General features: G+C 68.6%; 17 protein-coding genes and 2 pseudogenes. 7 read left to right on the top strand and 12 right to left on the bottom strand.

Annotated features, from left to right (window positions below; all coding sequences use genetic code 11):
* The first annotated feature begins 204 nt into the window (after positions 1-204).
* The gene (locus tag ACFXI4_RS33235) at positions 205-7,596 is read left to right on the top strand and encodes a ricin-type beta-trefoil lectin domain protein (RefSeq protein ID WP_384997881.1); all 7,392 of its coding nucleotides are present in this window, start codon (positions 205-207) and stop codon (positions 7,594-7,596) included.
* Positions 7,593-8,111, top strand: a complete 519-nt coding sequence (locus tag ACFXI4_RS33230; RefSeq protein WP_384997879.1) for a hypothetical protein — start codon at positions 7,593-7,595, stop codon at positions 8,109-8,111. The genes ACFXI4_RS33235 and ACFXI4_RS33230 overlap by 4 nt, the downstream gene beginning before the upstream one ends.
* 86 nt (positions 8,112-8,197) lie before the next feature.
* Here ACFXI4_RS33230 and ACFXI4_RS33225 read toward each other — a convergent pair.
* The 6 genes and pseudogenes from ACFXI4_RS33225 to ACFXI4_RS33200 all read right to left on the bottom strand — a co-directional run bounded on the left by ACFXI4_RS33225 (position 8,198) and on the right by ACFXI4_RS33200 (position 12,784).
* Positions 8,198-9,450 (bottom strand): annotated as a pseudogene (locus tag ACFXI4_RS33225) (tyrosine-type recombinase/integrase).
* The gene (locus tag ACFXI4_RS33220; protein WP_384997877.1) at positions 9,447-9,632 is read right to left on the bottom strand and encodes a helix-turn-helix domain-containing protein; all 186 of its coding nucleotides are present in this window, start codon (positions 9,630-9,632) and stop codon (positions 9,447-9,449) included. Before ACFXI4_RS33220 ends, ACFXI4_RS33225 begins: the two are co-directional and overlap by 4 nt.
* Positions 9,625-10,977 carry a replication initiator gene (locus ACFXI4_RS33215; RefSeq protein ID WP_384997875.1) on the bottom strand — a complete coding sequence of 451 codons (1,353 nt, stop codon included), beginning with the start codon at positions 10,975-10,977 and terminating at the stop codon, positions 9,625-9,627. The genes ACFXI4_RS33220 and ACFXI4_RS33215 overlap by 8 nt, the downstream gene beginning before the upstream one ends.
* Before the next feature lie 143 nt (positions 10,978-11,120).
* Positions 11,121-12,449 (bottom strand): FtsK/SpoIIIE domain-containing protein, encoded by a 1,329-nt coding sequence (locus ACFXI4_RS33210; RefSeq protein WP_384997873.1) that lies wholly within the window; start codon positions 12,447-12,449, stop codon positions 11,121-11,123.
* Positions 12,449-12,646 (bottom strand): hypothetical protein, encoded by a 198-nt coding sequence (locus ACFXI4_RS33205; RefSeq protein WP_384997871.1) that lies wholly within the window; start codon positions 12,644-12,646, stop codon positions 12,449-12,451. Before ACFXI4_RS33205 ends, ACFXI4_RS33210 begins: the two co-directional genes overlap by 1 nt.
* Positions 12,647-12,655: 9 nt before the next feature.
* On the bottom strand, positions 12,656-12,784 hold the full coding sequence (locus tag ACFXI4_RS33200) for a hypothetical protein (RefSeq protein WP_384997869.1): 129 nt from the start codon (positions 12,782-12,784) through the stop codon (positions 12,656-12,658).
* A 213-nt stretch (positions 12,785-12,997) separates the two neighbouring features.
* Here ACFXI4_RS33200 and ACFXI4_RS33195 point away from each other — a divergent pair, with 213 nt between their 5' ends.
* On the top strand, positions 12,998-13,933 hold the full coding sequence (locus ACFXI4_RS33195; RefSeq protein ID WP_384997867.1) for a GntR family transcriptional regulator: 936 nt from the start codon (positions 12,998-13,000) through the stop codon (positions 13,931-13,933).
* A gap of 112 nt (positions 13,934-14,045) precedes the next feature.
* On the opposite strand, the gene ACFXI4_RS33190 is transcribed toward ACFXI4_RS33195, so the two are convergent.
* From ACFXI4_RS33190 to ACFXI4_RS33180, 3 genes are all read right to left on the bottom strand, one after another.
* Complete coding sequence (locus tag ACFXI4_RS33190) at positions 14,046-14,411, bottom strand: hypothetical protein (RefSeq protein WP_286256085.1); 366 nt, start codon at positions 14,409-14,411, stop codon at positions 14,046-14,048.
* A complete protein-coding gene (locus ACFXI4_RS33185; protein WP_331462012.1) occupies positions 14,411-14,572 on the bottom strand; it encodes a hypothetical protein in 162 nt (53 codons plus the stop codon). The genes ACFXI4_RS33190 and ACFXI4_RS33185 overlap by 1 nt, the downstream gene beginning before the upstream one ends.
* 285 nt (positions 14,573-14,857) lie before the next feature.
* Complete coding sequence (locus ACFXI4_RS33180) at positions 14,858-16,054, bottom strand: helix-turn-helix domain-containing protein (RefSeq protein ID WP_384997865.1); 1,197 nt, start codon at positions 16,052-16,054, stop codon at positions 14,858-14,860.
* A gap of 810 nt (positions 16,055-16,864) precedes the next feature.
* Here ACFXI4_RS33180 and ACFXI4_RS33175 point away from each other — a divergent pair.
* From ACFXI4_RS33175 to ACFXI4_RS33160, 4 genes and pseudogenes are all read left to right on the top strand, one after another.
* Positions 16,865-17,170, top strand: coding sequence for an HNH endonuclease (locus ACFXI4_RS33175; protein ID WP_384997863.1), 306 nt, complete (start codon positions 16,865-16,867; stop codon positions 17,168-17,170).
* A 2-nt stretch (positions 17,171-17,172) separates the two neighbouring features.
* Positions 17,173-17,688, top strand: a complete 516-nt coding sequence (locus ACFXI4_RS33170; protein ID WP_384997861.1) for a DUF4265 domain-containing protein — start codon at positions 17,173-17,175, stop codon at positions 17,686-17,688.
* Between the two features lie 207 nt (positions 17,689-17,895).
* Positions 17,896-18,171, top strand: a pseudogene (locus ACFXI4_RS33165) (integrase core domain-containing protein); the annotation flags it as partial.
* Between the two features lie 374 nt (positions 18,172-18,545).
* Complete coding sequence (locus tag ACFXI4_RS33160) at positions 18,546-19,406, top strand: AAA family ATPase (RefSeq protein WP_384997859.1); 861 nt, start codon at positions 18,546-18,548, stop codon at positions 19,404-19,406.
* A 761-nt stretch (positions 19,407-20,167) separates the two neighbouring features.
* On the opposite strand, the gene ACFXI4_RS33155 is transcribed toward ACFXI4_RS33160, so the two are convergent.
* From ACFXI4_RS33155 to ACFXI4_RS33145, 3 genes are read right to left on the bottom strand one after another with little or no spacing between them, the layout of a single operon-like run.
* Positions 20,168-24,538 (bottom strand): amino acid adenylation domain-containing protein, encoded by a 4,371-nt coding sequence (locus ACFXI4_RS33155; RefSeq protein ID WP_384997857.1) that lies wholly within the window; start codon positions 24,536-24,538, stop codon positions 20,168-20,170.
* A complete protein-coding gene (locus ACFXI4_RS33150) occupies positions 24,535-26,145 on the bottom strand; it encodes an amino acid adenylation domain-containing protein (protein ID WP_384997855.1) in 1,611 nt (536 codons plus the stop codon). The genes ACFXI4_RS33155 and ACFXI4_RS33150 overlap by 4 nt, the downstream gene beginning before the upstream one ends.
* The gene (locus tag ACFXI4_RS33145; protein ID WP_384997853.1) at positions 26,142-26,372 is read right to left on the bottom strand and encodes an acyl carrier protein; all 231 of its coding nucleotides are present in this window, start codon (positions 26,370-26,372) and stop codon (positions 26,142-26,144) included. The genes ACFXI4_RS33150 and ACFXI4_RS33145 overlap by 4 nt, the downstream gene beginning before the upstream one ends.
* Positions 26,373-26,426: the final 54 nt, after the last annotated feature.

Below are 26,426 nucleotides of genomic sequence, written 5' to 3'. Positions count from 1 at the left end.
TCACCAGCCGCCTTGGGGGGCTGTTCGGTGTTTGGTTCGCTGTCGTGGTCCGGCCGTGGTTCGCTGCCGGGTACCGCCACAGTGCGTCGGCGGGCACGCCGCACGCGACTGGGCGCTGGAGCAGTGCTCGCCGGGGCGTTGATGGTGGGGCTGCTGCCAACCCAGGCTGCCGCACTCCCGTCACCGAACGGCAACCGCGCCGGCGTGAATCTCATCGACCTGCCCGCCGAAGACACCGCAGCCGACGCCGACACCGGCGCGCTGGACGATCTGACCGGTGAGGCCACGGTGCCGCCGCACGACTACGAACCGGCTCACACCGATCCTCCCGCCAGCGGAACAAAGAACGTAAGCCTCTCGGATCTGGCCGCAGGGGAACTGCGGCAGGCAGATTCACTGCCGGTGCTGCTGGGCGCCCCGGCCGACGCCACACCCGAGGAAGCCTCCGCACTGGACGGCACCTGGCAGGTCGACGTGGCCAACCCCACACAGACGTCCGCGGCCGAGGTAGACGGAACCCTGCTCACGGTGACTCCGCCGGCCACAGCCTCCGACGCCTCGGTGGATGTTGCCCTGGACTACTCCGACTTCGAGCAGCTGTACAGCGCGGACTGGGCCGACCGGATGCAGTTCGTCACGTATCCGGAGTGCTTCCTGACCACGCCCCTGGATGAGGCGTGCAACCAGGCCACCCCTCTGGCCACCGACAACGACGACAACACAGGCCAGATCAGGGCCACTGTCGACGTCGCCGCTGCCTCCGCCGCCTCGGCCACGGCCGACCAAGCCTCGCTGTCCAATGACAACACCTCGGCGACCGATCCGGCCGTATACCACCCAGGTACGTCGAAGATCGGCGCGCTGAAGGCGCTACTCCCACAGGCGGCCACCTCGGGCACCGGGTCCGTGGTGCTGGCAGCGACGGACTCCGGGTCGGGCGCGAAGGGCGACTACACGGCCACGCCGCTTGCCGCCTCGGGCACATGGAGTGCGGGTGGGTCCGCGGGGGCCTTCTCCTGGTCGCAGCCGGTGACGGTGCCCCCGGTGCCGGCAGGCCCTGCACCAAAGGTCGCCTTCGGCTACAACTCGCAGGTCGTCGACGGGCGGACCTCGGCCACCAACAACCAGGCGTCATGGATCGGTGACGGCTGGGACTACCAGCCTGGCTCGATCGAACGCACCTATCGCAGTTGCCGCGACGACACCGGCGGTGACGCGAACAACGCCACCCACAAGACATCGGACATGTGCTGGGGCTCGTACAACGCCGTCCTGTCCCTGGGCGGCTCCACGACCGAGCTGGTGGTGGACGCCTCCACCTGCCCGAAGGGGAACCTGGACGACCCGAGCTGCGACTGGGTGACGGCCAACGGCGACGGCTCCAGAGTGGAGCGCATCAAAGACCCCAGCAAGGACAACGGAGACAAGGACGGGGAGTACTGGCGAGTCACCACCCGGGACGGCACCCAGTACTACTTCGGCCTCAACCATCTGCCCGGCTGGAGCAGCGGTGAGGAGACCACCGGCTCGGTCCTGACCGTGCCGGTGGCCGGCAACCAGCCTGACGAGCCCTGCCACGCTGGTGACTTCGCATCCTCGTTCTGTGACCAGGGCTGGCGGTGGAACCTGGACTACGTCGTGGACGTCCATGGCAACGCCATGTCGTTGTGGTGGGGCAAGGAAGCCAACTACTACGGCGAGAACGAGAAGTACACCAAGCCGGTCTCCTACGACCGCGGCGGATACCTGAAGCGCATCGACTACGGCCAGCGCTCGAACACCCTGTTCACCGCCGACCCGATCGCCCGGGTGGCCTTCACTGTCGACGAGCGTTGTTTCGACGAAGCCGAGACCGGTCTGACCTGCACCAACGACGCGTTCACCTCACAGGACTACGGCAAGTACCGCCTGTGGTACGACACCCCGGCCAACCTGTACTGCTCCGGCGCCGCAGGCAAACGCTGCTCGGTGGGCGCCCCTACCTTCTGGTCGCGCAAGCGACTGTCCTCGGTGACCACCTACGCACAACGGACGCAAGGCTCCACGACGCTCTCGAAGGTCGACAAGTACAACCTGACGCAGACCTTTCCGCGCACTCTGACGGACACGGCCCCGCCACTGTGGCTGGAGTCGATCCAGCGCACCGGCTATGCCACGGACGGCACCGAGCAGAAGCTGAACGCGGTCGAGTTCTCCCACAACAACGAGGCTATGCCCAACCGGGTCATCACGGGGCCGTCCGATTCGCGTCCGGCGTACGACCGGCTGCGGATCAGACGGGTGGTCACCGAGTACGGCGGCGAGATCGACGTCAAGTACTCCGACCCATGCCCTGCCACGGCCACCTCCGATCATCCGAAACCGGAGGAGAACGGGACCCGCTGCTATCCGGTGTACTGGAACCCGGCCTCCGGCCCGGAGACCATCGACTGGTTCAACAAGTACGTCGTCACCTCCATCACCCAAAAACCCCGCGTCGACGGCGTTCCCGACCTGGTCACCGAGTACCAGTACCCCACCGACGGCGCCGGCTGGGCGAAGAACCAGACCGAGTTCAGCAAGAAGACCACCCGCACTTACGACCAGTGGCGCGGCTACGACCAGGTCACCGTCCTGACCGGCGCGAACGACCCCGCCACCGGCATCGTGCGCGGCAAGACCGTCACCCGGTACTTCCGCGGCATGGACGGCGACCCGCTGCCCGGCGGCGGCACCCGCTCGGTGACGGTCAAGGACTCCACCGGTGCCACCATCACCACCGACAAGCCCGCCTTCCAGGGCATGACGGCGGAATCCCTCACCTACACCCAGGCCAACGACGACGGAACCGGAGGCAGCGTCGCCTCACGCACCGTCTCCTACCCGTCGGCCCACCTGCTCGCCACGCGCGCCCGCACCGACGTGCCCGATCTGCACGCGTACCGCACCCAGGTCGACCAGAGCATCACCGTCACCGCCGCCAGCGGCACCAACCCCTCCGACTCCCGCACTTCGCGGACGGTGAAATCCAGCACCCTGTACGACGACACCTACGGCCTGCCGTACCAGGTGGAAACCCTCGGAGACACCGGTAAGACCGGCGACGAGACCTGCACCCAGACCTCGTACCTGCACAACACCAGCGCCTGGCTGATCGGGCTGACCGAACAGGCCAAGACCACCGCAGGCACCTGTGCCCAGGCTGCGACCGCCACCGGCGACGACGTCGTCTCGGCCTCCCGTACCGCCTACGACGGCCAGGCCTACGGCACCGCTCCGACCAAGGGCGAAGCCACCAGCGTCTGGGGCGCGGACGGTCTGGGTACGGGCTGGATCCGTACGAACAAGACCACGTACGACGACTACGGACGCGCCAAGACGGTCCAAGACGCCGCGGGCCACATCGGCACGACGGACTACACCCCCCCGTCGGGACAGGTGTTCTCCACCACGGCGACCAACAACACCATGGGCTTCAGCTCCACCGTCACGGTCGAGCCGGGCCGCGGCAGCCCGGTGAAGTCCGAGGACGCCAACAAGCACGTGGTCACCCAGGCCTACGACGCCCTCGGCCGGACCACGGCCGTGTGGACGGCCTCGCAGAACCCGACCACCGACGATCCCGCCAAGACGTTCGCCTACGACATCACCGTCGGCAAGCCGGCCGCCGTCACCACCTCCACACTCCGCGACGACGGCACCTACGCCCACACGGTGGCCCTCTACGACGGCCTCGGCCGTCCACGCCAGACACAGGCCGACGCCGTCGGCGGCGGACGCATCGTCACCGACACCCTCTACAACGCGGCCGGCACCGTACGCCGCACCAACAACGGCTACTACGCCACCGGCGCACCGTCCACGGCACCGTTCGAGCTGAAATCGGACTTCGCCGTTCCCAGCGCCACGGTCACCACCTACGACGGACAGAACCGCCCACTGACCGTCACCCCCTACGAGGCCGGGAGTGCGAAGACCGCCAAACGCACCACCTACGCCTACGACAAGGACGCCACCACCGTCGTCCCCCCGGTGGGTTCTCCGGCGACCCGCAGCTTCACCGACGCGATGAAGCGCACGGTGCGCATCGACCAGTTCACCGACGCGCTGCACGCCGCCCACACGTCCACCACGTACGGCTACAACTCACGCGGCGACCGGGCGTCGGCAACCGACACCGAGGGCAACAACTGGTCCTGGACATACGACGCCCGCGGCCGCCAGATCCGTGCAGTCGACCCCGACACCGGCACCACCACCACGACCTACGACGATCTGGACCACCAGCTCACCACCACCAACGATCGTGGCATCACCGTGTGGACCGGCTACGACGCCCTCGGCCGCACCACCGAACAGCGCCTGGACGACGACCAGGGCGACCTGCTGACCAAGTTCACCTACGACACCATCCCGGGCGCGAAGGGACAGCCCGTCTCGGCGACCCGCTACAACGACGGCGTCCCGATCACCACCACCGTCACCGGCTACGACGCGGAGTACCGGCCCACGGGGAAGAACATCACCATCCCCTTCAGCCTCACCACCACGGCAACCACGGGCCTGGACGCCACCTACACCTACTCCTACACCTACACGAAGACCGGACTGCAGCAGTCGGTCACGACCCCGGCAGTCGGCGGCCTCGCCCAGGAGAAGGTGATCACCCGCTACAACGCCGACGGCCTGGCGACCTCCACCTCCGGACTCGACTGGTACACCGCCGAAACCAGCTACAGCCCCTACGGCGAAGTCCTGCGCACGGTCACCGGCGAGATGCCCAACCGGGTATGGACCACCAACCTGTTCGACGAGAACACCGGCCAGCTCGACCGGACCGTCACCGACCGGGAAACCGCAGCCCCCACCCGCGTCAACGACCGCTACTACACCTACGACAACGCCGGAAACGTCACCCAGCTCAAAGACACCGACGGCGCAGGATCCACCGACCGGCAGTGCTTCAACTACGACGCACTCGGCCAGCTCCACGAGGCATGGACCTCACCCAACGACGACTGCAAGGCGCTGGGACAGACAACCGCCGCCCCGGTCTACACCGACACCACCGGCAAGGTCACAGCGACCAACGTCACCAGCAGCAACGACGGCTACTGGCAGACGTACACCTACGACACGCTCGGCAACCGCAAACGCCTGACCGAACACGACCCCTCCGTCACCGTGACCGGCGGCCAGGTCGATGCCACCGACGACACCACCACCGACTACGCCTACGGCAACACCACGGGCGGCCAGCCGCACACCCTGACCGGCATCACCACCGACACCGCAACCATCGACACAGCCGCTGACCTCACCTACGACAAGACCGGCAACACACAAACCCGCACCTACGGCGGCGACACCCAAGCCCTGGACTGGACCTGGGACGGCAAGGTCAAGACCGTCTCCGGCTTCGGGAAAGCCGGCAGCGGCCAGCTCATCGGCCTCGACGGCAAATGTCTGGACCTGCAGAGCGCGAGCACCGCCGACAAGACGCCGCTGCAGATCTACACCTGCAACGGCACCAAGGCCCAGGACTTCCACCTCGACACACAGACCGGCGCCCTGACCGTCCTCGGCAAATGCGTCATGCCCACCGGCGGCGCCACCACCGACCACACCCCCGTCACCCTGGCCCCCTGCACCGGCAACACCGACCAGAAGTGGACCGTCACCGCCGGAACCCTCAAGCACAACAGCTCCGGCAAATGCCTCGACGTCCCGGGTGCCAACAGCACAGACGGCACCGACCTGCAGATCACTGCCTGCAACGGCAACAACGCCCAGCAATGGGCCTTCTCCGACCAGACCAGCTACCTCTACGACGCCGACGGCAACCGCATCATCGCCGCCACCACCAGCGCCCACACCCTCTACCTGCCCGACACCGAACTGTCCACCGACACCAACGGCGACGTCGCCTACTGCCAGCGCTACTACAGCCAGGCCGGCGCCCCCACCGTCATGCGTCACACCGACGGCGGAACCAGCAGCACACTGAGCGCGCTTGCCACCGACCGGCAGGGCACCGCGGTCGCCGCCATCGGCCTCACCACCGGACAGACCATCCAACGCCAGAAGACCGACCCCTTCGGCGTTCCCCGCGGCACCGCGGACGGTCGCTGGCAGTCCCACCGCAGCTACCTCGGCGGCACCGACGACACCACCACCGGCCTCACCCACCTCGGCGCCCGCGAATACGACCCCGACACCGGCCACTTCATCAGCGTAGACCCCGTCCTGGACATCGCCGACCCCATCCAGATGAACGGCTACGCCTACGCCAACAACAACCCCGTCACCAAGAGCGACCCAACCGGACTGTTCGTTCCGATGGACCCCGGCGGCGATAACGTCTCAGGCGGATCGTGCCCGAGCCTGCAGAACCCCATCTGTCCCGAGTATTCCGGTGATAAGGGTGCGGGTGGCGGCAGTGGCGGCAATGGCGGGGGAAGCAGTAGCGGAGGCGGAGGCGGAGGCGGAGGTGTTCGAGGCTGGCTCGGCGGCGTAGCCAAGACCGTTTGGCACGAGACGAAAACCACAGCCGTCTCATTCGTCACCACCCCGATCGAGCAAATCAAGACCGATGCTCGATGCATCACCTCCGGCGACGACTGCATGGCCGTACTCACCCAGATGGTCTACAGCGCCAACCCAGCCGCAGCCGCCGCAATGGGCATCACCTCCCGCGCCGCAGATGTATACGATGACTACACGCACGGCAGAAGCGCCCAAGGTACGGGAAAACTCATCTTCGACGTGGCGTTGCTCGCGGCAACACGAGGCGAGGGTGAAGCGATTGAAGGCGAATCCCTCGCGACCAGAATCAAACTCCCTCGTGGTTGTCGTAACAGTTTCGCTCCATCCACCCAGGTACTGATGGCCGATGGTAAGACCAAACCTATTGCGGACATCAAGACTGGGGACAAGGTCGAGGCCGCCGACCCCGCAAGCGGCAAACACAAGGGCAGCCGGAAAGTCGCTGCCACCCTCATCAATCACGACTACGACCTCATCGACCTTCGCATCCAGCGCACCGACGGAAGCACCGAGACCCTCCACACCACCGCCACCCACCCCTTCTGGGACGACACTCTCCGCGCCTGGGTCCCGGCCGGCCAACTCCTTCCAGGGCATGCCCTCAGCACTGCCCTCGGGTACCACGTCTACGTCGCCGATGTCACCACAGTCCCTGGCGACCGTGACATGGACAACCTCACCGTTGACGACCTCCACACGTACTATGTGCTGGCTGGCGAGACGCCGGTATTGGTCCACAATTCCGGCCCTTGTAAGGAAGTAGTTCTCGACAGCTTCGGCAGCTTCGAGCAGGCGCGAAATAAGGCACTTGATCTAATGGGAGAGGTTGACCCCGCGACCCGTAAGCCGTTTGTCGGAAATCTTGAAGCAGCTCAAAGCACTTATGGGAAGGTCGTGGGATTCACCACCCGAGTGGATGGCGTGTTCAAGAGGTTTCGGATGGACTACGACCCTGTGAAGGGTCCGCATATCAATGTAGAGATCGGGAAGGGGAAGTCGGCCCAGAAGTGGGCTGTTCCCTGGAGCGGCACTGAGGGTGACTTCATGAAGATTCTAGGTGGCAATTCATGACACTTGAGGAAGTTTATGGATCGAAGCCAGATCTCCTGCCTCGATCTATGATCCGTCTTGTTCGAGCAGGCCAGCAGGGTTCGCGGCGGACAGTCTGGGTGGGGTGTGAGGGCGTTCGCCTTCTGGATCTGAGTGAACATCTCCTGTTCGAGCGCCAAAGCCTGGGGCGCTTCCCGCGTGATTCTGATGGCTCAATTGCCTGGAGGGATGCGGATGACAGCCTTGTGGTTTGGTCGAAGGAAGAAGATTCCATCGACCTAGAAAATGCTATCCGGGACTTCGCGAGGGGGTGTTCGGGGCTTGTGATTCAGTGGGGAAGTCTGGCGATTCCCAGCGTGGATGTATCGCAGGAAGCGATGGTGTCGCATGTGGCGGAAATCGTTGATTCGATGCCGGAATTCTGGATCTACTCGTCACAGGACAGGCTGATAATGGAACGCTCCTTTTCGGGCCTAGTGACAGTGGCTCGTGTTCCGACGGAACCGAGCGATCCAAGCCTCGGCGGCGCTGTCTGACGGCAACGTTGACGGCAACGCCAGCGGACGACGGAGCCCGGACCGTGGTGCCTCGGTCCGGGCTCCGGTTGCTCAATCCTGCGGAGTCAGCAGGAGGGTGGAATGTCGCCCGAGTCGCGGTCAAGGAGGGCGTCGCTGAGACGACTGATGGCTTGGTGTTGGAGGCGGAGTCGGACATGAGCGTAGACGCCGGCGGTGACGCCGATGTGGGCGTGCCCGAGAAGTTCTTTGATGACGACGAGGTCGACGCCTTGCTCCAGGAGCAGGGTGGCCGTCGAGTGTCGTAGGTCATGGAAGCGGATGCGGCGGAGCCCGGCCCGATTGAGCAGTCGGCCGAAGCGCCGGGTCATGTTGGCCGGGTCGATCGGTCCGCCGTCGGCGTAACGAATACGAGACCGCTGTCCTTCCAGCCCACCTCGGCCACCTTGCGTTCTGCTTCCTGACGTTCCTGGTGGCTCTTCAGTGAGTGGACACACTCGGTGGGCAGGGCGATGCGGCGCTCGGAGGCGCGGGTCTTGGTGGGCAGGATGGTCAGGCCGCCGCTCGGGGTGCGTTGGAGTGGTCGGCAGATGCTCGCTGTGCCGCTGTTGAGGTCGAGGTCTTCCCAGTGGAGGCCGAGGAGTTCGCCTTTTCGGAGGCCGGTGCGCAGGGCGAGTTCGTACAGTGCGTGCAGCCGGTCGGTCTTGGACGCCTGGAGGAGCTGGCGTGCTTCAGCCGCGGTGAGCGGTGTGAAGCGGCGAGGCCGGGGCGCAGTGGTTTTGACGTTCCGGGCGACGTTGCGCGGTAGTTCGTCTTCGCGGACGGCGTGTTCCAGGGCGGACTTGAGGACCGAGTGCACGTACGTCACGGTCAGCGGGGACAGCCGCTTGACGCAGCACTCGCCGATGGCACAGCAACGGTGCCTGGGCGCATCCAGCCCTTGCGTGCAGCACTGACAGGTGGTCCGGAGGCGGTCGAGGAAGGTGCGTACGTCCTTGGCGGTGAGGCGGGCGAGCTTCTTCGTCCCGAGGACGGGGGCGAGGTGGAGGCGGATGCAGGTGGCATAGCGGGTGTGGGTGTTCTCGCGCAGTCGGTGGATGGCGACGCTGTTCAGCCAGTATGCGAGGTAATCGCCCACCGTACGGTTGGCCGTCGCCACAGGCAGGCCGCGGTTGCTGTCGGTGATCTTCTCGGAGAGTTTGTCGGCGGCGTCCTTTCGGGTGGTGCCGTAGACGCGGACACGTTTGCGGCTGCCGTCGGCGGCGAGCACGTAGCCGGCGGCTTCCCAACGGCCGTCCTTGCGCTGGTAGATGGTGCCTTCGCCGTTCGCGCGGGACTTCTTGCGCTTGGGGGCGGTCATCGGGTGGCCTCTTCCAGGTGGCGCTGGACGTAGTCGTGCAGGGCGTGGGCGGGGATGCGGCGGGCGCGGCCGATGGTCAGGGAGGCCAGGCGTCGGGTGCGGATGAGGTCGTAGAGGGCGGAGCGTCCGATCTTGAGGCGGGCCATGACCTCGGGGATAGTGAGGAGTTCGTCGTCACGCACCGGCTGTCACCTCCTGTTGGCGCGTCGGGCTGCGGCCGATGAGTGTGGCGAGGCGTTCGAGGTCGGGTGTGAGGCCAGTGCCGTCGTAAGCCCAGTGGGCGAGGACGAGGGTGGTCGGTTCGGGTTCGGAGGTGTGGCGGCGCTGCCAGGCGGCGCGGGCGGCTCGGAGGGCGCCGAGGGTGGTGGAGTAGGTACGGGTCTTGGTGGAGAAGTGGCCGCGGAAGCCAAGCATGTGGGCCCAGGCCCGCAGTTTCAGGTGTTCGAGGTCGCGGCGGGCTCCGAGGGCCCAAGCGGTGCGGATCATGCGTGCGGCGTGGTCGGGGATGGTTTCCTGGCCGAGTTCGGCGATCAGCTTCAGACGGTGGTCGAGGGTGCCGGTGGCGCTTTCGGCGCCTTTCGTGGCGTACTTCGCGACGTATCCGGCGACCTTGCCCTCGGTGATGGTGGTGCCGTCCTGGAAGGCGGCGGACCGGATGACCTTGACGTCCAGCTCCTTGCCGAAGGCGAAGGCGAAGGCGTAGGCGTGGCCGTCGATCTCCGGTCCGTCGACGTGCGCGCGGGCGGCGGCAGCGTGGACGGCGTCAGTCAGCAGTTCGGGGGTTGCCCAGGTGGGCGGCGGTGTGTGGCCGCCTGCGGGGCCGTCGAGGCGGATCACGGCGTGGAAGTGGATCAGCCCGCGTCGCTGGTACTCGGCTACCTTCGCATACGAGACCCGGACGAGCTTGGAGAGCAGGCGCTGCGGGACTCCGGCAACGGCGGCGATGGTGCGGCGCAGGTGGAGCATGAAGCGGGCCCACAGGGCGGGGGAGTGTGCGTTCCACAGGACGGCACCTGTGTAGTCGTACCGGTCCGGGTTGAGCGGGGTGCCGAGGGCCGGGTCGTCCTTGGCGTGGGTATGTCCGCACCCGCAGCGCGCGGCGGAACTGGAGCGCCTGCCATGAACCGGACCGTACGACGGGGCGGTGAGCGTGACGAACACCCGTGGATGGGCGGCGACTTGTTCAGGGATGTTCTTCCCGCCGCGCAGACCGGCGGCCATGAGATGGAATGTGTCCTGCCGGTACAGCTCGGCGCAGGAGGGGCAGCGGGTGGTGCGGCGGTTGCCGCAGCGGACCAGGAGGTGCCCGGCGGGCAGCTCCTTGGACTTCAGTTCGCGCAGGATTTCGCCGGTGGCGGCGTTGATCTCGGTGCGGTGGCCTTCGAGGCGGATGGGCTGGGCGCAGCCGCCGAGCGAGGACAACTGCCGGACGAGACCCGGCAGGTTCCGGTAGGAGGCGAACACCGCCAGGTCGGCGGCGGCCGGTTGCGGCCGTGGGATGGCGGTGGTGCGGTCGTGCGATGGCATGCTGGCGGGACCTCTCTGCACTGCGGCACACGCGTGTGCCGTGAACGGATGGGGAGGGAGGCCCCGGCAGGGGCGATGGTTTGGCGACTACACGCCCTTGCCGGGGATCACTGCGGTACGGGACCGGGAGCGGCCGGTGGGGTTCACGCGGCCTTGTCCAGGTCGATGCGGGTGGGCAGTTCGCGGACTTTGAGTCCGGAGGCGCACATCAGGTCGTTGATCTGCCAGCAGGCTTCGGTGGGCAGGTAAACCGAGCGCAGCCGGACGGGGGTGCGCATGTCGCCGACGGAGGCGATGGAGACGCCCTGGGGCATGGTGCGGTCGGCGGCGGTGATGTCCAGTTCCCGGCCGTCGGGGAAGAGGTGCAGGAAGTCCTCGACGGTGTCGACGCGGTGGCAGATCCGGGCGGACAGGTTGGTGCGTACGGCGGTGGTGAGAACGTCGGCGGAGGGCTTCTGAGTGAGCAGCCACAGCCGTACGCCGAACTTGGCGCCCTGGCTGGCGACGGCCAGTAGCTCGGCCTCGAACCGTTCGCGCGCCTTGCGGTCGGGGTGACGGGTGTAGTTCGCCACCTCGTCGATCACCACGAGCAGCAGCGGCAGCTCTTCGCTGAAGGCGGTGATGCGGTCGGTGCGGCCGGACCAAAACAACCGCTCGCGACGCTGCATCTCCTCGCGCACCCAGCGCAGGATCTCGGTCGGCTCGTCGGGATGGATGGCGTCGGAGACCTTGTGGGCGGTACGCCACCAGGGCGCGACCGCCCCGAGGTTGGGGTCGATCACGATCAGACGCACGTCCCGCATGAGCGAGGCTTGGGCGAGCAGGGTGTTGACGGTGATCGACTTGCCGGAGCGGGTGGCGCCGGCGATGAGCGCGTGGGCGGAGTAGGCGAGGTTGAGCACGACAGGGGTGCCGTCCTCGTCCCAGCCGAGCAGCACGTCATCGGTGGAGACGAACTGACCCGGTCGGCAGACCGGTGAGCCGTCCGGGCCGAGCAGCGGTGAGCGGATCACCGCCTTCAGCGGCTCGCGCCTGAAGCCGCGCGCGACGATCACTCCGGGTTTGGGCTGGCTGATCCGGATGCGGCGCATGCCCCAGGCGTCGCACAGGCCCTCGGAGGCCTCCTGCCAGGCGCTCAGCCCGACCTGCGGCAGCGCGTCGGCGGTGACGGTGACGCCGAAGGCGTCGGCGCGGGTGTGCAGACGCGGCACCAGCATGCGCGGCTTCGTCGGCTGCTCCTGCGGGCCGTACTGCTGGAGCACGGTTGGGGTGGCGTCCTTGACCGCCAGGCCCAGCATCGGCGCGAGCCGCTTCCAGCCCCACCGCATCTGCCGCGCCTGCCGCAGACTGGCCCGGGTCTCCGCATCGGCGCGGTACCAGCGGGCGAAGCAGAAGCCGGCCCAGCCGAGCAGCCCGAGCGCAGTGAGGCCGACGACGGCCAGGGGCGCGAGCCCGAGAGAGGTCCCGGGCATCAGGCGCCCGCCTTGGCGGTGACGGCGTCGCCGCGCAGGGAGATGCCGTGCCGGTCCTTGCCGTTGATCTCGTTCTCCCAGGCCGAGGCGACCAGGCCGGTGAAGGCGACGGGCATGCCGACCTTGAGGCCCTTGCCGAGGCCGGGCTCGGGCACGTTCACGGTGATCACTTCGGCGCGGCCGTTGAACGCGAACATCACGTCCACCTAGTGCAGGTGGGCGCCGGTCGTGCGGTCGATCGCGGGCTCCCGGCCGTCACGGTCCTTGAAACGCGGCCGGGGCTCGGAAGCCAGGATCACCAAGGCCTGGGACTGGTCGATGGGCATGGTCTTCACGGCAAACCTCCAGGTAGAAGGGTGCGAATCACCCATGTGGGTGATCGCTCGACCCGACCCTACCTGACTCAATCCAACTCTATCCATCCCTATTCGCTGTTGTTCTGCTCCCGCCCTGTCCATGGGGTCGCTAATCTGGCCGGTGCAGCGCGCTGTGCTGCGGGAACGGCGGCCGGCCCGTCCTTCCGCCACCGATGTACGCCGATCCGAGGGATGACGATGGCTCCTGCTGACGAGGCGCGCCTGGCGTTCGAGCGCATCGCGGACGATCTCAAGCAGCAGATCCGTGGTGAGAAGCTCCAGCCGGGGCAGTTGCTGCCGTCGCACAGCCAGCTGATGGAGGCGTACGGCGCATCGAGCCTGACCGTGCAGAAGGCGGTGCGGCTCCTGCGCAGCGAGGGCTGGGTCATGACCCGCCAGGGCAAGGGCACCTTCGTGAGCAGGTCTGCGGACTTCGAGCACGCCTTCGAGAAAGTCGTCAAGGATCTGGAACGCCGGATCCGCTCCGGCAGCCTCACGCCAGGGATCAAGCTGCCGGGCAGTGAAGCGCTCGCCGACCACTACGCGGTACCGGTCCGTGTCATCGACACGGCGGTTAGCCTGCTCGTACGCAACGAATGGCTCCGCTACGAGGACGAAGAGCACAGCCACGACGCCTACGTACGCGACGCGGACGATCCCGCCCTCGGGCGGCACCTCGCCCAGGCAGCCCTTGTGCAGAAGATCCGCAATGGCTCGTTGCCCAAGGGCACCCGGCTGACCGCAGTGGAGGCCGCCGAGGCCATCGGCCACAGCGAAGAGAACACCGAGCAGGCCCTGGCCACGCTGGCCCTGGAAGGACATGCCCGCAAGGTCTACAAGAACCCGCGCAAGGAAATCCCCTCCCGCACCCGCCCGAGCGAGCCGCAGCCGGAAGAACTGGCGTACGTCATCGGCGAAAGCCTCTTCTGGGAAGAACCGCCAGACGCGGGCGGCACCGACGACGGTTCCGCACAGTTGCCGCAGTCCGCGCCGCCCGGATCCTGGGACGTCGGCCTGGCGGGCAAGCTGGACCTGATCCTGGAGCAGATGGCCGACATGCGCGAGCGTCTTGAGCGCCTGGAGCAGGCAAGCCAGGGCCGAGAAGCCAAGCGCCCCAAGGGCGCCTGACTGCATGCAGTGAAAATCCCCGGAGAGCCATGGCTTTCCGGGGATTTCCGCTGCGGCCCTATCCGACCGGGTGCGACGGGCGCCGGCCGGAACAGGAGATCGTGATGGGCAGTCAGTCGAGCGGGACGGGGCGGCGGCTGTCCCGCTCCTCGTCTTCGGTCTCCAGGTCGTCCAGGGTGTCGAGGTCGTCGTAGGCGGGGGCGGGCAGACGTGCTCCCCGGCTCACCGCGATCCGGTGGACGTTCGTCAATGCCTCGGTCAACTGGACTGCCAGCAGGTGCAGTTCGCCAGGCGTCCACTGGCGTCCGTCCAGAGTGTGTTGTGCCTCCTGAACGAGTTCACCGGCCAGGCCGAGTTGGGCCGACTCCATGTTGTCAGCGAGGCGTGACAGGTATCCGGTCCCGTCGCCTGCGAGGTAGCAGGGTTTTCCTTCCGGCCCGGCCCAGGGGAGCAGGCGGACCTGATTCGTGAGGCTCATCAGGCCCCCACCTCCATGCTGCGGGTCAGCAGGGGACCGATGTCGACTCCGTGCACGGCCAGCCACAGTGCGCGCCGCGGTGCCCGTCGGCGCTGCTGCTCCCGCTGTTCGTGCGCGAGCAGGTACGGGCGGACCAGTCCGGTGTCCTCACCTTGCAGCACCGGGGCAGCGAGTGCGTGAGGCGGACATTCAGTGGATGGCTCCACAACGGGGAGGGTGGGGCGGGAATCCGGTGCGCGGTGGCGGCCTGGCGCGGGCCGTAGCAGCCGTAGCAGTGGTTCGAAGATGTGGGCGATACAGTGCGGCACGTCGGCGCTCCTTGTCAGCGTTGGCCACGCCCCCGGACCGTTCGCCCGGTCGCGGGGGTCCTGACTGAGCGTCAGCCTGCCGACTGGCGATGCACACCGGTTGCACCGAGCGGTGCAACTCCTCTCGCCGGGAACCTGCTATATCCCGACCCAGTCCGCGTACTGCGCCAGCAAGCTGTTACGCGTCCGTTCCTGCCGTTTGAGGGCCAGCACGGTGTCCCTCACGGTCGGGTGGTAGCGGGTCTGCTGTGGCGCGATGCGCCGGGCCTGGTGCAGGCAGTCCAGCGCTTCCTCCGGGTGGCCGGCCCAGGCATGGGAGCGGCCGAGGTCCATCCAGTGGTGTCCGGCCCGGGAACGGGTCCAGCCTCGCGGGATGTGCACATCCTGGGCGAGCTCGATCGCGCGACCGAAGTCGTCCATCTCCGAGGCGATGGCCACCGCATGCACACCGACGTTCACCGGCCCCCAGGTGACGCCGAAATCGGGCAACTCGCCCGTGACCCGGGCCAGAGAACGGGCCTCGGCAAGGCGGGCATCCGCCTCATCCCGGTCCTGCATCCGCCCCGCGATCACCGCAGCCCGCAGATGCATCACACCCTGCATGGCCTCAACGCCTGCCGGGCGGCGCGCATCCAGGCCGTCGAGATCCCGCAGAGCCCGGTCAATCACCCGCAGACCCACGTCGTATCGACCGGACGACATCGTGGTCTGTGCGCGAAGGTAGGCATACATGGCGGCCAGCCCCGGCTCGTCGGCGCGCGGCGCGATCCACGCCAGCCGGTCCAGCGCAACGGTGGCCAGGTCGATATAGCCGAAGTTCCACGCCACGGTGAACACACACCGGAACGTCCCGGCCAGACACTCGTAAGCCAGCCGCTGCTCTTCCCCGGTGCTGGTGTGCACCGCCTGCACCGACTCGTCGATCAACCCGGGCAGGTCGCGCACCATGTCCGTGTACTGCGCCTGCCGGCGTTGCACGAGGGCCCGTTGGACATCAGCCCGGATCAACGCGGCCCGGCGCGGAGCCGTCTCCCAGTCGAGCGCGACATCCCAGTTCTCCAGTCCCTCACGGATCGGCTGGATCAAGGCGTCCATGCGGTCCCGGCGCAACTCCTCGGCGTACGGCTGCCCCAGCAGATCGGACGTGGAGACGCCCAGCGAGCGGGCACAGGCAGCAACAAGAGCAGGGGAAGCAGCCTTCTGCCCACACTCCACCTTCGACAACAGCGACTTCGACACGTGAGCGCGCATCGCCAGCCCCTGCTGCGTCAGGCCGCGCTGCTTCCGGATGCGGGCGATCCGAGCGCCGGTGTGCTCCTCGATGCTCTGCGACACGGCGAACTCCGTTCTGCGGCAACACTCAGACGGTACCCCTGCAACACCGCCCCGGACCGGCCGAACAACGATCACCCCGGCTGTCCGCAGGAGCACACCCGCCAGTCCGATGCTTCGGACCGCACTCCAGCCGAACGACCAGCCGACGGCCACGGCGTAGCACCAAGGCGGGATGCGTCCAAACTTTCTCTACGTCTTCAAGGCGACCCGCTGACGCGGGTCGCGCGCGGCACGGCCGCCCACCCGGCCCGCTCTCGGCTCCGCCACCGCGGGCCGGTCAGCGACCAGGCCGCGCAGAAGCGCGTAGCGGACGACCGGAAGCGAGCGAAGATCAGACGCTCCCGAACGGCGAGCGCCAGGCCGGCGGCGAGGCAGCGGCAGGGAGTTGGCCGGCGCGCAGGCCCGGCGGTGGGGTCGGTCGGCTCCATGGGCTTTACCCACCTCCCCGAGTCGGGGCCCGCGTCGGGCAAGGCCAGGGGGCCACTCGTTCACATTCCGGGCAGGGGCACAGCCTGCCCGAGTTGCCGGGCCAGCGTACGGCCCCCTGACCATGCCCGACCCCAACCCGGGCAGGACACCGGCCAAAGCCCACTCCACCGCCCTCACGCGCGCAGCCGTCTGACGGCAACGCCGACGGCAACAGGGGCGCACAGCACGGCACTTCCACGCACACCTACGGACCAGCCGGAATTCGCTGACCAGCGAAAATGCAGGTGACGACCGAATGGCGAGCACACGTACTATGTGCTGGCGGGGACCACGCCGATCCTGGTTCATAACTGCGGAACTTCGCCAGACGATCGCGCCGGGATGGATTTCACGGACAATGGACGGCAGACCGTTTACGATGCCAACGAGGCTAAGAATGGCGGAATTCTCAAGTGTGATTACTGCGGTAGGACTGTAGAACGCAGGGCTTCGCGCGATGCCAACGGCAATGCGATCAAGGGTCTACCAGACGATGCTCAGATCGACCATGAGATACCGAAGGCGCAAGGCGGGTGCGGGGCCGCCCATAATGGTTGCGTAGCTTGCAGGGCTTGCAACAGAGACAAGTCGGCAAAGACGGTAGAGCAGTGGGATGATGAGCTTCGAGATTTCCTTCCGGAGGAGTAGCCATGGGCGAGTCGAATGAGCGTCCCACTTCTGCGAGCGGCGCCAAGCTGTTCAAAGTTGCGTTTGACCTCGATTCGGAGAGCGCGAACTGGCCTCCGGTCTCCGTGGAGCGGCTATGGGGGGAGAAGACGAGCGTCAGGCTACAGATTCGGATAGTCAACACGCCATTCTTCGCTCGTGGAGTTTCTTTTGGTGACCTCATTCAAGTTCGCCCTGACAATGATCGCCGTGAGCTCGTCTTCGAGGAGTTCACGCAAGAGTCAGGACATTCGACGATTCGGATCATCTTCCTGAAGAAAGAGGGGAGAAGGGGTATCGAATCCCGACTCCGAGATGCTGGATGCAGTTGGGAATTGACGCATAGTCTTCCAAATTATATGGCCGTCGATGTTCCACCTGCGGTCGGGTACGGTGAATTGCGCGAATGGCTCGTTGGACAAGTCGGATCTGGTGAAATCGAAATCCAGGAGAGTGCGATTTCGGTGAATCACCGGCGACAGGTTCGGGAATTCCCATAGGGTTCGCGCGGGAGTTGGAGTAATCGTCAGGGGCCCCACCGGATTTGCTCCGGTGGGGCCCCTGGGGTGTCTGACGGCAGTAGTTGACGGCAACGTCAGCGGACGCGGGTTGCGCAGAGGGGTGGTTCGTCGCTGCCGTCGGGCTTGCCGGTGATCTCGGCGGGGTTGCGGAGGGCGTGGCCGAGGAGGTCGATGGCGTCGCGCTGAAAATTCGTCCGGGCACTCGATCGCCACCGGATGGCCGGATCGATAGGAAGAGTCGGGGCCGCAGGTGACAACGCGGCCATGGAGTCCTTCTTCAGCCTGCCGCAGAAGAACGTCCTCGACCGTCGGAGCTGGCCCACCCGCGAGGAACTGCGGATCGCGATCGTGACCTGGATCGAACGGACCTACCACCGCCGCCGCAGACAAGCCGCACTCGGCCGCCTGACCCCCGTCGAATACGAGACCGTCATGACCACACCGGCCCTCCAAGCCGCGTGACCCAACCTGTCACCCGAACCTGCAGCAGACCCCAGGTCGTGAGGTTACGCGTGCAAAACAGGTCCGAACCCTCGGGGTGAGGCAGGCGGGCCTATTCGTGTCGAGGAGGGTCCTCGGCGCGGCATCGAAGGGGATCTGGGTTTTGGGTGCATGCCACGCCTGATCCCTCTTGGGCGCAGACCCGGATGCTGGATGTCATTGGTTGAGGTGTATGTGGCGCGTGGCTCAGTTTCAGAACTGTGGACATAGAGTGAAGGAAATGTGCTTATGATGCGTCAAAGTCGCCTGCGGAACCGGTCTTTGGGGGGTGTGGGCAGCTCGGAGCACCCGCGTCACGCGGGCGTGGAACGTAGGAACCATCGGGGGGCCGTTTCGTGTACCTGGCAAGCCTGTATGCCGAAAACTTCCGGATCTTCGGTCCCGCTCCCGGACAGGAAGGTGATACAGACAGCCGCCTGCGAATGGACTTCGGCCCCGCGACCAACGTCCTGGTCGGGGAGAACGGCAGCGGCAGGACCGCCGTCATCGATGCCGTACGCCTGTGCCTGCAGACCACGGCGGGGGACTACTACCGGATCACCGCCGACGACTTCCATATCCGCGACGGCCACCGTGCCGACAGCTTCACCCTCACCTGCGGTTTCAAAGACCTCACGCCGCAGGAGCAGGCCGTCTTCCTGGAGTTGCTGACCACCGAAGAGGACGGCAGCAGCTCCCTTAATGTCACCGTGCGGGCCCAGCTGATCGACTCCCTGCACTCCAGCCGGGTCTCCATCGTCACCCGCATCGGCCCCGACGGCCAGGGCCCCACTTTGGACGGCACCGCCCGGGAACTGCTTAAGGACCCCCAGGTGCGGGAGGACGCCCGTCCGCACGCTGTCCGGGCTGGTTCATACGGAAGTGACCAGCCGACCCGGGAGGGGGATCAGCTCACGCAGATCAGCCCGAGCACGCAGATCCCCGACGGGGAGGTCGCCGCCGGTGCGGAGTTCGACGGGGATGCCCCCGAAGACCCCGAAGACGACGCGTCCGACGTACCCGAAGTGCTCGACGTGCCCGAAGTCGTCGAGGTTTCCGACCCCGTGCCGCCGGCGGCCGTCGAGGCGGGCGGCGGGGCCGCCGACGTGCCGGTGCCGGCGGTCCTCGTGCCGGTGGTCTTCGTGCCGGCGGAGGGTGTGGACACGGCCGGCTGCGCGGCGGCCCTCGGCTCCGTGTGCGGGGTGGCGGCCGGGTAGGGCCGCGTCCTCGCCGAGTCCGCGCGGGTCGCGGTGGCCTCGGAACGCCGCTGTGAGGCGCCGCCGGTCGTGGCAGGCCGGGAGTTCGCGGTGGGGAGCTTGCGGTGCTTGCCCGTCCCGGCCGGCGGGAGTCCGGCGGTCTGGTCCACCGGCTGCGTACCGGTGCCCATGCTCGCGAGGTTGTCGGCCGTCGCCGCCTGGGCGCGGTGGCCGGAACCGCCCTCCATCGAGGCCACGGTGAGGCCGCCGCCGACGAGCGCGACGGCGGTCGCGACCACGGCCCGGCGCTGGTTCTTCTTCCAGCGGGCCCGCTGTCGGCGTCGGCCCGCCCGTCCCTGCGACGCGGGCGCGAGCCCCTCGGGCGCACTGCCGGCGCCTGCGCCGTCACCGCCGGAGTCCTCGAAAACGCTGCCTGCGTCGTCGAGGGCGCCGTACGCGTCGGTCCCCGCTGTCGCCGTCGCCTCCGTCCAGAGCGCTGTTGCGGCCGGGGCCGGGACGGTGCGACCGCCTGTGGTCAACGGTGCTATGTCCGGGGCGTACGCGCCGCACCCGGGCACACCAGGGCTCCGTTGAGGTGCCGACGGCACGAGGAGCAGTAGTCCATCCGCTTCTTCCTGACAGTTGTGCACAAGGGGCCGAACAGCCTGTAACGCTAACGGCGCCTTCGAAAGACCGTGTGGGGCCGATGTGTCGCTCCTGTGCGGGTTCCCTGCCTCAGCGCGCGAACGTCCAAGAGGAGTGCGGTATTCGGCACTGTGCTGTCACCCTCCCTGCGGAGGTGTGTCCGCCATGGTTCCGGTGCCGCTCCGCGCCCCCCGGGGCGGCGGCAGGAAGGCATCCCTCTCGAACGCGGCGACATAGCGCGCGAAGAGCGCCTCGTCGACCGACAGGTCCGCGGCTGTGCTTCCCAGGGCCCGGTGTGTCGAGGCGGAATCGAAGATCCTCGGCACGGCGGAGGGCGTGCCGCCCGACCCGGGGCCCTGGCGCGGGAGCAGACCCAGCAGGGGGAACGCGGCGTTGCCGGGATCCTGCTCCACCCGTCGGTGCCACTCGGTGAGCGGGACGTCCTCCAGCCTGTGGCCGAGCACCCGCAAGCGTCGCACCGCCTCCGCGAAGGGCAGGGGACGCTCGCTGGACACATGGTAGGTACGGCCCGCGGCGGCCGGATCGACGGCGAGCGAGACGATCGCCCTGCTGACTCCGTCGACCGGCACCAGGTCGAAGGCGGACGGATAGTCCTCCGGGGCCGCACCCGCCTGGAGGCACCCCTTGAGGAGCAGCCAGAAGAAATCCGAGGGCTGGCAGAGCCCGGTCGCACTGTCTCCGCTGATCCGGGTGGGGCGGAACACGGTCACGGTCAGCCCCCGTCGTCTGGCCTCGTCCACCAGGGCCTCGGCCACCCACTTGGTGCGCGCATAGCCGTGGCGTAGCAGGCTTCCGTCGCCACGGGGGGTGTCGGCAGAGATCCGGGTACCGGGCGAGCCTTCGGGCGGGTACACGCCGACGGTGGACACATGGTGGACCGGCACGTTCCGGTGGGCCGCGGCCAGTCTCAACACCTCGGCGGTGCCCTCCACGTTGGCGGCCTTGAGGCGTTCATAGGGCGAGGTCAGGTTGACGGAGGCGGCCACGTGGAAGATGGCGTCGATGGTCCGGGCGAGCCGGTCGGCCTCCTCGGGCAGCAGACCCAACCGATGCCGGGTGAGGTCACCGGGCAGTGGTCTGATCCGGTCCGCCCGCCACACCGAGGCCAGCCCGTAGCGGTCCAGGGTGCTCCTGAGCCGTTTCTCGGCGGCCGCGGCGTCATCGGCGCGTACGAGGCAGGTCACCGTGGCACCGGTGCGCTTCAGCAGGTCCCGCAGGACGAACACGCCAAGGAATCCGGTGGCGCCGGTCAGCAGGATCTCCCGTGGTGCAGCCGCCGGTCCGGCCGGGCCGCCCGCTGGGACGACAGCCGGGTCAAGGACGGCTTCCCGGATGAGGTCGGGCATCTTCGAACCGCTGCCCGGGGTCTGTGCGAGCCGGGCCAGCGCGACGGGTGTCGGTGCGTCGAAGACGTCCCCGGGGCGCAGGTCCAGGCCCAGTTCCGTGCGCAGGGCGACGACGAGACGGACGGCGAGCAGAGAGTCTCCGCCCAGTTCGAAGAATCCGTCTTCGGGGCCGATGTGTCCGATGCCCAGGACGTCCTCCCACACCGTGGTGACGGCCGCGAGGAGTTCGTTCGCGGCCGTGCCGGGGGCGGCGGTGTCCCGGGGCGCGGGCGGGAGGGAGCGGGCGTCCGCGTACCGGTGGCGCAGGGCGGCCCGGTCGGTCTTGCCCGTGGGCGTGCGGGGAAAGGCGGGGACCGGAAGCAGGACGCTGGGCACCAGCGGTGCGGGGAGCCGCTCGGCGAGTCCGGCACGGACCTTCAGGGGGTGGGCGCGGCCGGTGTAACAGGCCGTGAGCCGCCGGTCCACCGCGGTCTCGCCGGTCACAAGGACGACGGCGTCCCCGACCCCCGGCAGGCTCTTCAGGCAAGCCTCCACCTCACCTGGTTCCACCCGGTGGCCACGGATCTTCACCTGGCCGTCGGCGCGGCCGAGGAATCGGATCGTGCCGTCCTCCAGGAGCGTGCCGATGTCGCCGGTGCGGTAGAGCAGGGCGGTGCCGCCGGGATCGTCCGGATCGGGGACGAAGCGGTCGGACCGGGTGTTTCCGGCGTAACCCTTGCCGACGGCCGCGCCTGTGACGCAGATTTCGCCGGGGACACCGAAGGGGCGGGGCCATAGCCGGGCGTCGCGTACGCGCACTGCGCTGCCGGGCACCGCGCGGCCGATGGCCGGCCGGTCGGGCCATGAGGCGGGGTCGCCGCTGAGCGGCTGGCGGGTGACCACGTGTGTCTCGGAGGGGCCGTACTGGTTGTCCAGCCGGGCCCGGGGCGCGACGGAGGTGAAGAACGCCCGGACGGCCGGTGTCACGACGAGTTCCTCACCCGCGGTGATCACCTCGCGGAGACTGCCGGCCCGGCGGCCGAGCGCGGCGCCGTACTCGGCGAGCTGCTGGAGTGCCACGTACGGCAGGAACAGGCGTTCCACCGCATGCCGCTCCACCAGGTCGAGCAGCTGATGCGGATCGCCGCGGACCTCGTCCGGCATGAGGACGAGCCGCCCGCCGGCCCCCCAGGTGGTGAAGATCTCCTGGAACGCCACGTCGAAGCCGAATGAGGCGAACTGCAGGGTGCGGGCGCCGTCGGCGACGCGGGAGACACGGCACTGCCAGTCCACGAGGGCGGCCAGTGACCGGTGGGGGAGGACCACGCCCTTGGGCCGCCCGGTGGAACCCGAGGTGTAGACGACGTAGGCGGGGTCCTCGGGGCCGGGGTCGGGCAGGGCGATGTCCCGGGCCCCGGCCAGGTCGCAGGGGCGCAGGACGCAGACCCCCGGTGGCTGCGGCCCGGGCTGGGCGTCGTCCTCGACGAGCAGGGCGGCCGCGCCACTGTCGCGCAGCATGAACGCGGCACGCTCCCCGGGCACGGCCGGATCGAGGCACAGGCAAGCGGCGCCTGCCCGGATCACCCCGAGCAGAGTGGTCAACGTGGCGGCCGTACGCCGCCCGCGGAGGGCCACGACGTGGCCGGCCAGCCCCCGGGCGACCAGCGCGCGGGCAATGGACCCGGAGCGGTCCCACAACCGCCCGTAGGTGATGTGCTCGCCGCCGTCGTCGAGGGCGACCGCATCCGGGACGCGCCGTACGGTGCGGGCGACGGCCTCGGGTGCGGGCGGCGGGGGTCCGGCGGGGACGGCCAGGGGCCTGGAGCGGGCGGCGAGAGCGTGCTGCTCCGCGCGGCTCATGACGGCCAGGTCGTCGACGGCCAGGTCAGGGTGGGCAGTGGCGTCGGTGAGCAGCGCAACGTAGCGGTCCGCGAGACGGCGTGCGGTGGCCGGGGTGAACAGCTCGGCGGCGTACTCCAGACGGCCGAAGTAGCCGCCGTCGCGCGGCACCAGATGCAGGAACACGTCGAACTTGGCGGTTCCGTCGTGCGGATACAGGCGCTCGGCGGTGACATCGGGCAGCCGCAGCCCCGGGCCCCTGGCATCGTCGACGGTGAGCACGATCTGGAACAGCGGGAAACGGGACACCTCGCGCGACCGGGTCAGCTCTCGGACCAGCCGGCTGTGGGGGACGCGGCGGTGCGCCATGGTGTCCCGGACGACGGCGGCCATGTCCGCGACGAGTTCACGGAAGGACATCCCGGTGCGCAGCTTCTGGCGCAGCGGCATGACGTCGGTGAGACAGCCGACGACCTGTTCCAGTTCCAGCCGGTCGCGCCGGCTGACCGGCGTGCCGAGCACCACGTCGTTCTGGTCGCCGAGCCTGCTGACCAAGGCGCTGAGAGCGGCGGCCAACACGGTGAACGGGGTGACACGCAGTGTCCGACAGAGCTTCCGTAGGGCCGCACCGAGTTCGGGTCCGATGGTGAAGGGAACATCGCCGCCCCGGGGACCGAGCCGTGCGGGGCGCGGCCGGTCGAGCGGGAAGGAGGTCTCGGCGGGCGCGCCGGCAAGCACCGCGCGCCAGTGCCGCAGGTCCTCCTCGGCGCCCGCGGTGTCGGCGCGGCCGGCCGCGGCGTGCTCGGCGAACGACGGAACCGGGCCGGGCAGTCGCGGGGGACGGCCTTCCACAGCCGCCCGGTACAACGCGGTGAACTCCTCGTCGAAGACGCGCAGGCTCCAGCCGTCGATCACCGCATGGTGGACGGCCACCGCGAGCACCGCGTCGTCCGGGCCGCGCTGCAGCAGGGTTGCTCGCAGCAGCGGCGGCCGGTCCAGCGGTATCGGCTCGGACACCGCGGCCCGCAGCGCGTTTTCCAGTTCGCCTGGAGCCACCGGCCGGATGGCGAGGGGGACCGGCGCGGGAGGGGAGATCCGCTGTACCGTCCTGCCGTCCTGAAGCAACAGGGCGGAGCGCAGGGGTGCGTGGCGGGCGACGAGCCCGGTGAGGGCCGCGGCGACGGCGGAGGTGTCGAGGCTGCCGCGCAGCCGGTGGGTCCAGGACTCCACGTAGCGGCCGGAGCCGGGTGTGAACTGATCGTTGAGCCAGATGGACTCCTGCTCGAACGACATGGGGGCGTCGGTGCCGGATGGAATGCTCATGCGGGATCCTCCGTTTCCCGATGCCCTTCGTGGTGCCGCAGCGTCGCGGCCAGCCCGGCGCGGTCCAGCTTTCCGGTGCCGGTCAAGGGAAGTGAGCCGGTGTGCCGCATCACGTCGGGCAGCAGATGCCGGGGCAGTACGGCGGCGAGGGCCCGGCGCAGGGCGGCGGGCCGCGGCGGCCCGGAGCCGGTGCCGTCCCAGGTGTAGAAGAGCGCCAGCCGGGTGCAGGTGCCGTCGGCGGCGGACACGGGCACGGCCGCGCAGTCGCCGACGCCCTCGACGGCGCGGGACGCGTTCTCGACCTCTTCCGGTTCGATGCGGTGCCCGCGGATCTTGACCTGCAGGTCGGCGCGCCCGGCGAAGTGCAGCAGCCCGTCCGGGCCGAACCGGCCGAGATCGCCCGTGCGGTACATCCGTTCAGGGATCCCGTCGGGCGCCAGGACGGGGAAGGCACGGCCGGTCGCCTCCGGCTCACCGAGGTAGCCGAGGGCGACACCGTCACCGGCGACGCATATCTCGCCGACGGTGTGCCGCGGCACGGGGCGGCCCTCCCGCAGCACATGGACGCGGCGGCCGGGGGCGGGGCGGCCCACGGGGATTCCGCCCGGCCTGTCGCAGTCCTCCGGCACGACCCGGTGGACGGTGGCGAACACACAGGTCTCGACGGGTCCGTAGCCGTTGAACAGATCGGCCGCGCAGCGCTCCAGGAAAGTACGCACATGGGGCACGGAGAGCCGCTCGCCGCCGGTGAGCACCCGGCGCAGCGGGTGGAAGCAGTCCGGGTCCTCGTCGATGAAGAGGTTGAACAGGGACGCGGTCAGCCACACCGTGTCGACGCCGTCCCGGTCGGCAAGAGTGCGCAGAACGGCCGGCAGGAGCGGGGCACGCGGCACCAGAACGCTGGTGCCGCCGCGTAACAGCGGACCCCAGCTCTCCAGGGTGAAGGCGTCCCAGCCGACGGGAGCGGCCTGCGGCATGACGGGAGCGGCCGGAAACGGTGGAAAGGCGTCACAGAAGAGACTGGTGGTGGCCCGGTGGCTGCTGAGGACCGCCTTGGGCCGGCCGGTGGTGCCGGAGGTGAAGAAGACGACGGCGGGGCTGTGGCCGGTCAGGGGCGGTGCGGGAGGAAGCGGAGATCGCGTGCAGCGGTCGGCCAGTTCCCTGGGGTCGCCGTCCGGCGGGGACCACACCGGTCCGCTCCAGCCGTCGAACGGGCCAGGTGCGATGGCCACCGGCGGGCGGAGCGGGGCGAGGACGGTTCTCAGCCGGGGGACGGGCCAGGCTGGATCCAGCGCGGCATAGGCCGCTCCGCACTTGAGGACGGCCACGAGCGCCACCAGCAGTGCAGGGGAGCGGGGCAGCAGCACCGGTACGAACGTGCCGGGCCCGGCACCGAGGGCGGCGAGCCGTGCGGCCCAGGCGTCGGACAAGGCGTCCAGTTCACCGTAAGTGAGCCGTACCGTGCCCTGGACCACGGCCGCCGCGGCGGGGGTGCGCCGGGCGTGGCGGGCGATCTCGGTGTGGATCAGGGTGTCTCCGGCCCGGGGCGCCCCCAGGCTGCCAGCCTCCTCCGAAACGATGCGGGAAGTACCGGCCGAGCCGTTCACCGGGCGGCCCTGGCGGCGTCCACGGCCACGACGAACGCGGCGAGGTCGTCGCTGTCCAGCAGCGCTTGGTGGTCGACGTCCGTGCCCGCCCAGCGGTTGATCCGCAGACAGATGCGCAGCGCGTCGAGTGAGGAACCGCCGATGTCGAAGAAACTGTCGTCCGGACGGACGGGGCCGCAGCCGGTTACTTCCGCCACCGTGGTGAGCACCAACTCGGCGGTGGACACGTCCGCATCGTCAGTCGTACGAGAGGCTGCCACGCTTCTGCCTTCCTGTAAGTG

Origin of the sequence: Streptomyces sp. NPDC059224 (assembly GCF_042754285.1) — a bacterium.
Classification (GTDB): domain Bacteria; phylum Actinomycetota; class Actinomycetes; order Streptomycetales; family Streptomycetaceae; genus Streptomyces.
The sequence above is the reverse complement of the archived record's forward strand: the minus strand, read 5'-3'. Positions and strand labels throughout refer to the sequence as shown.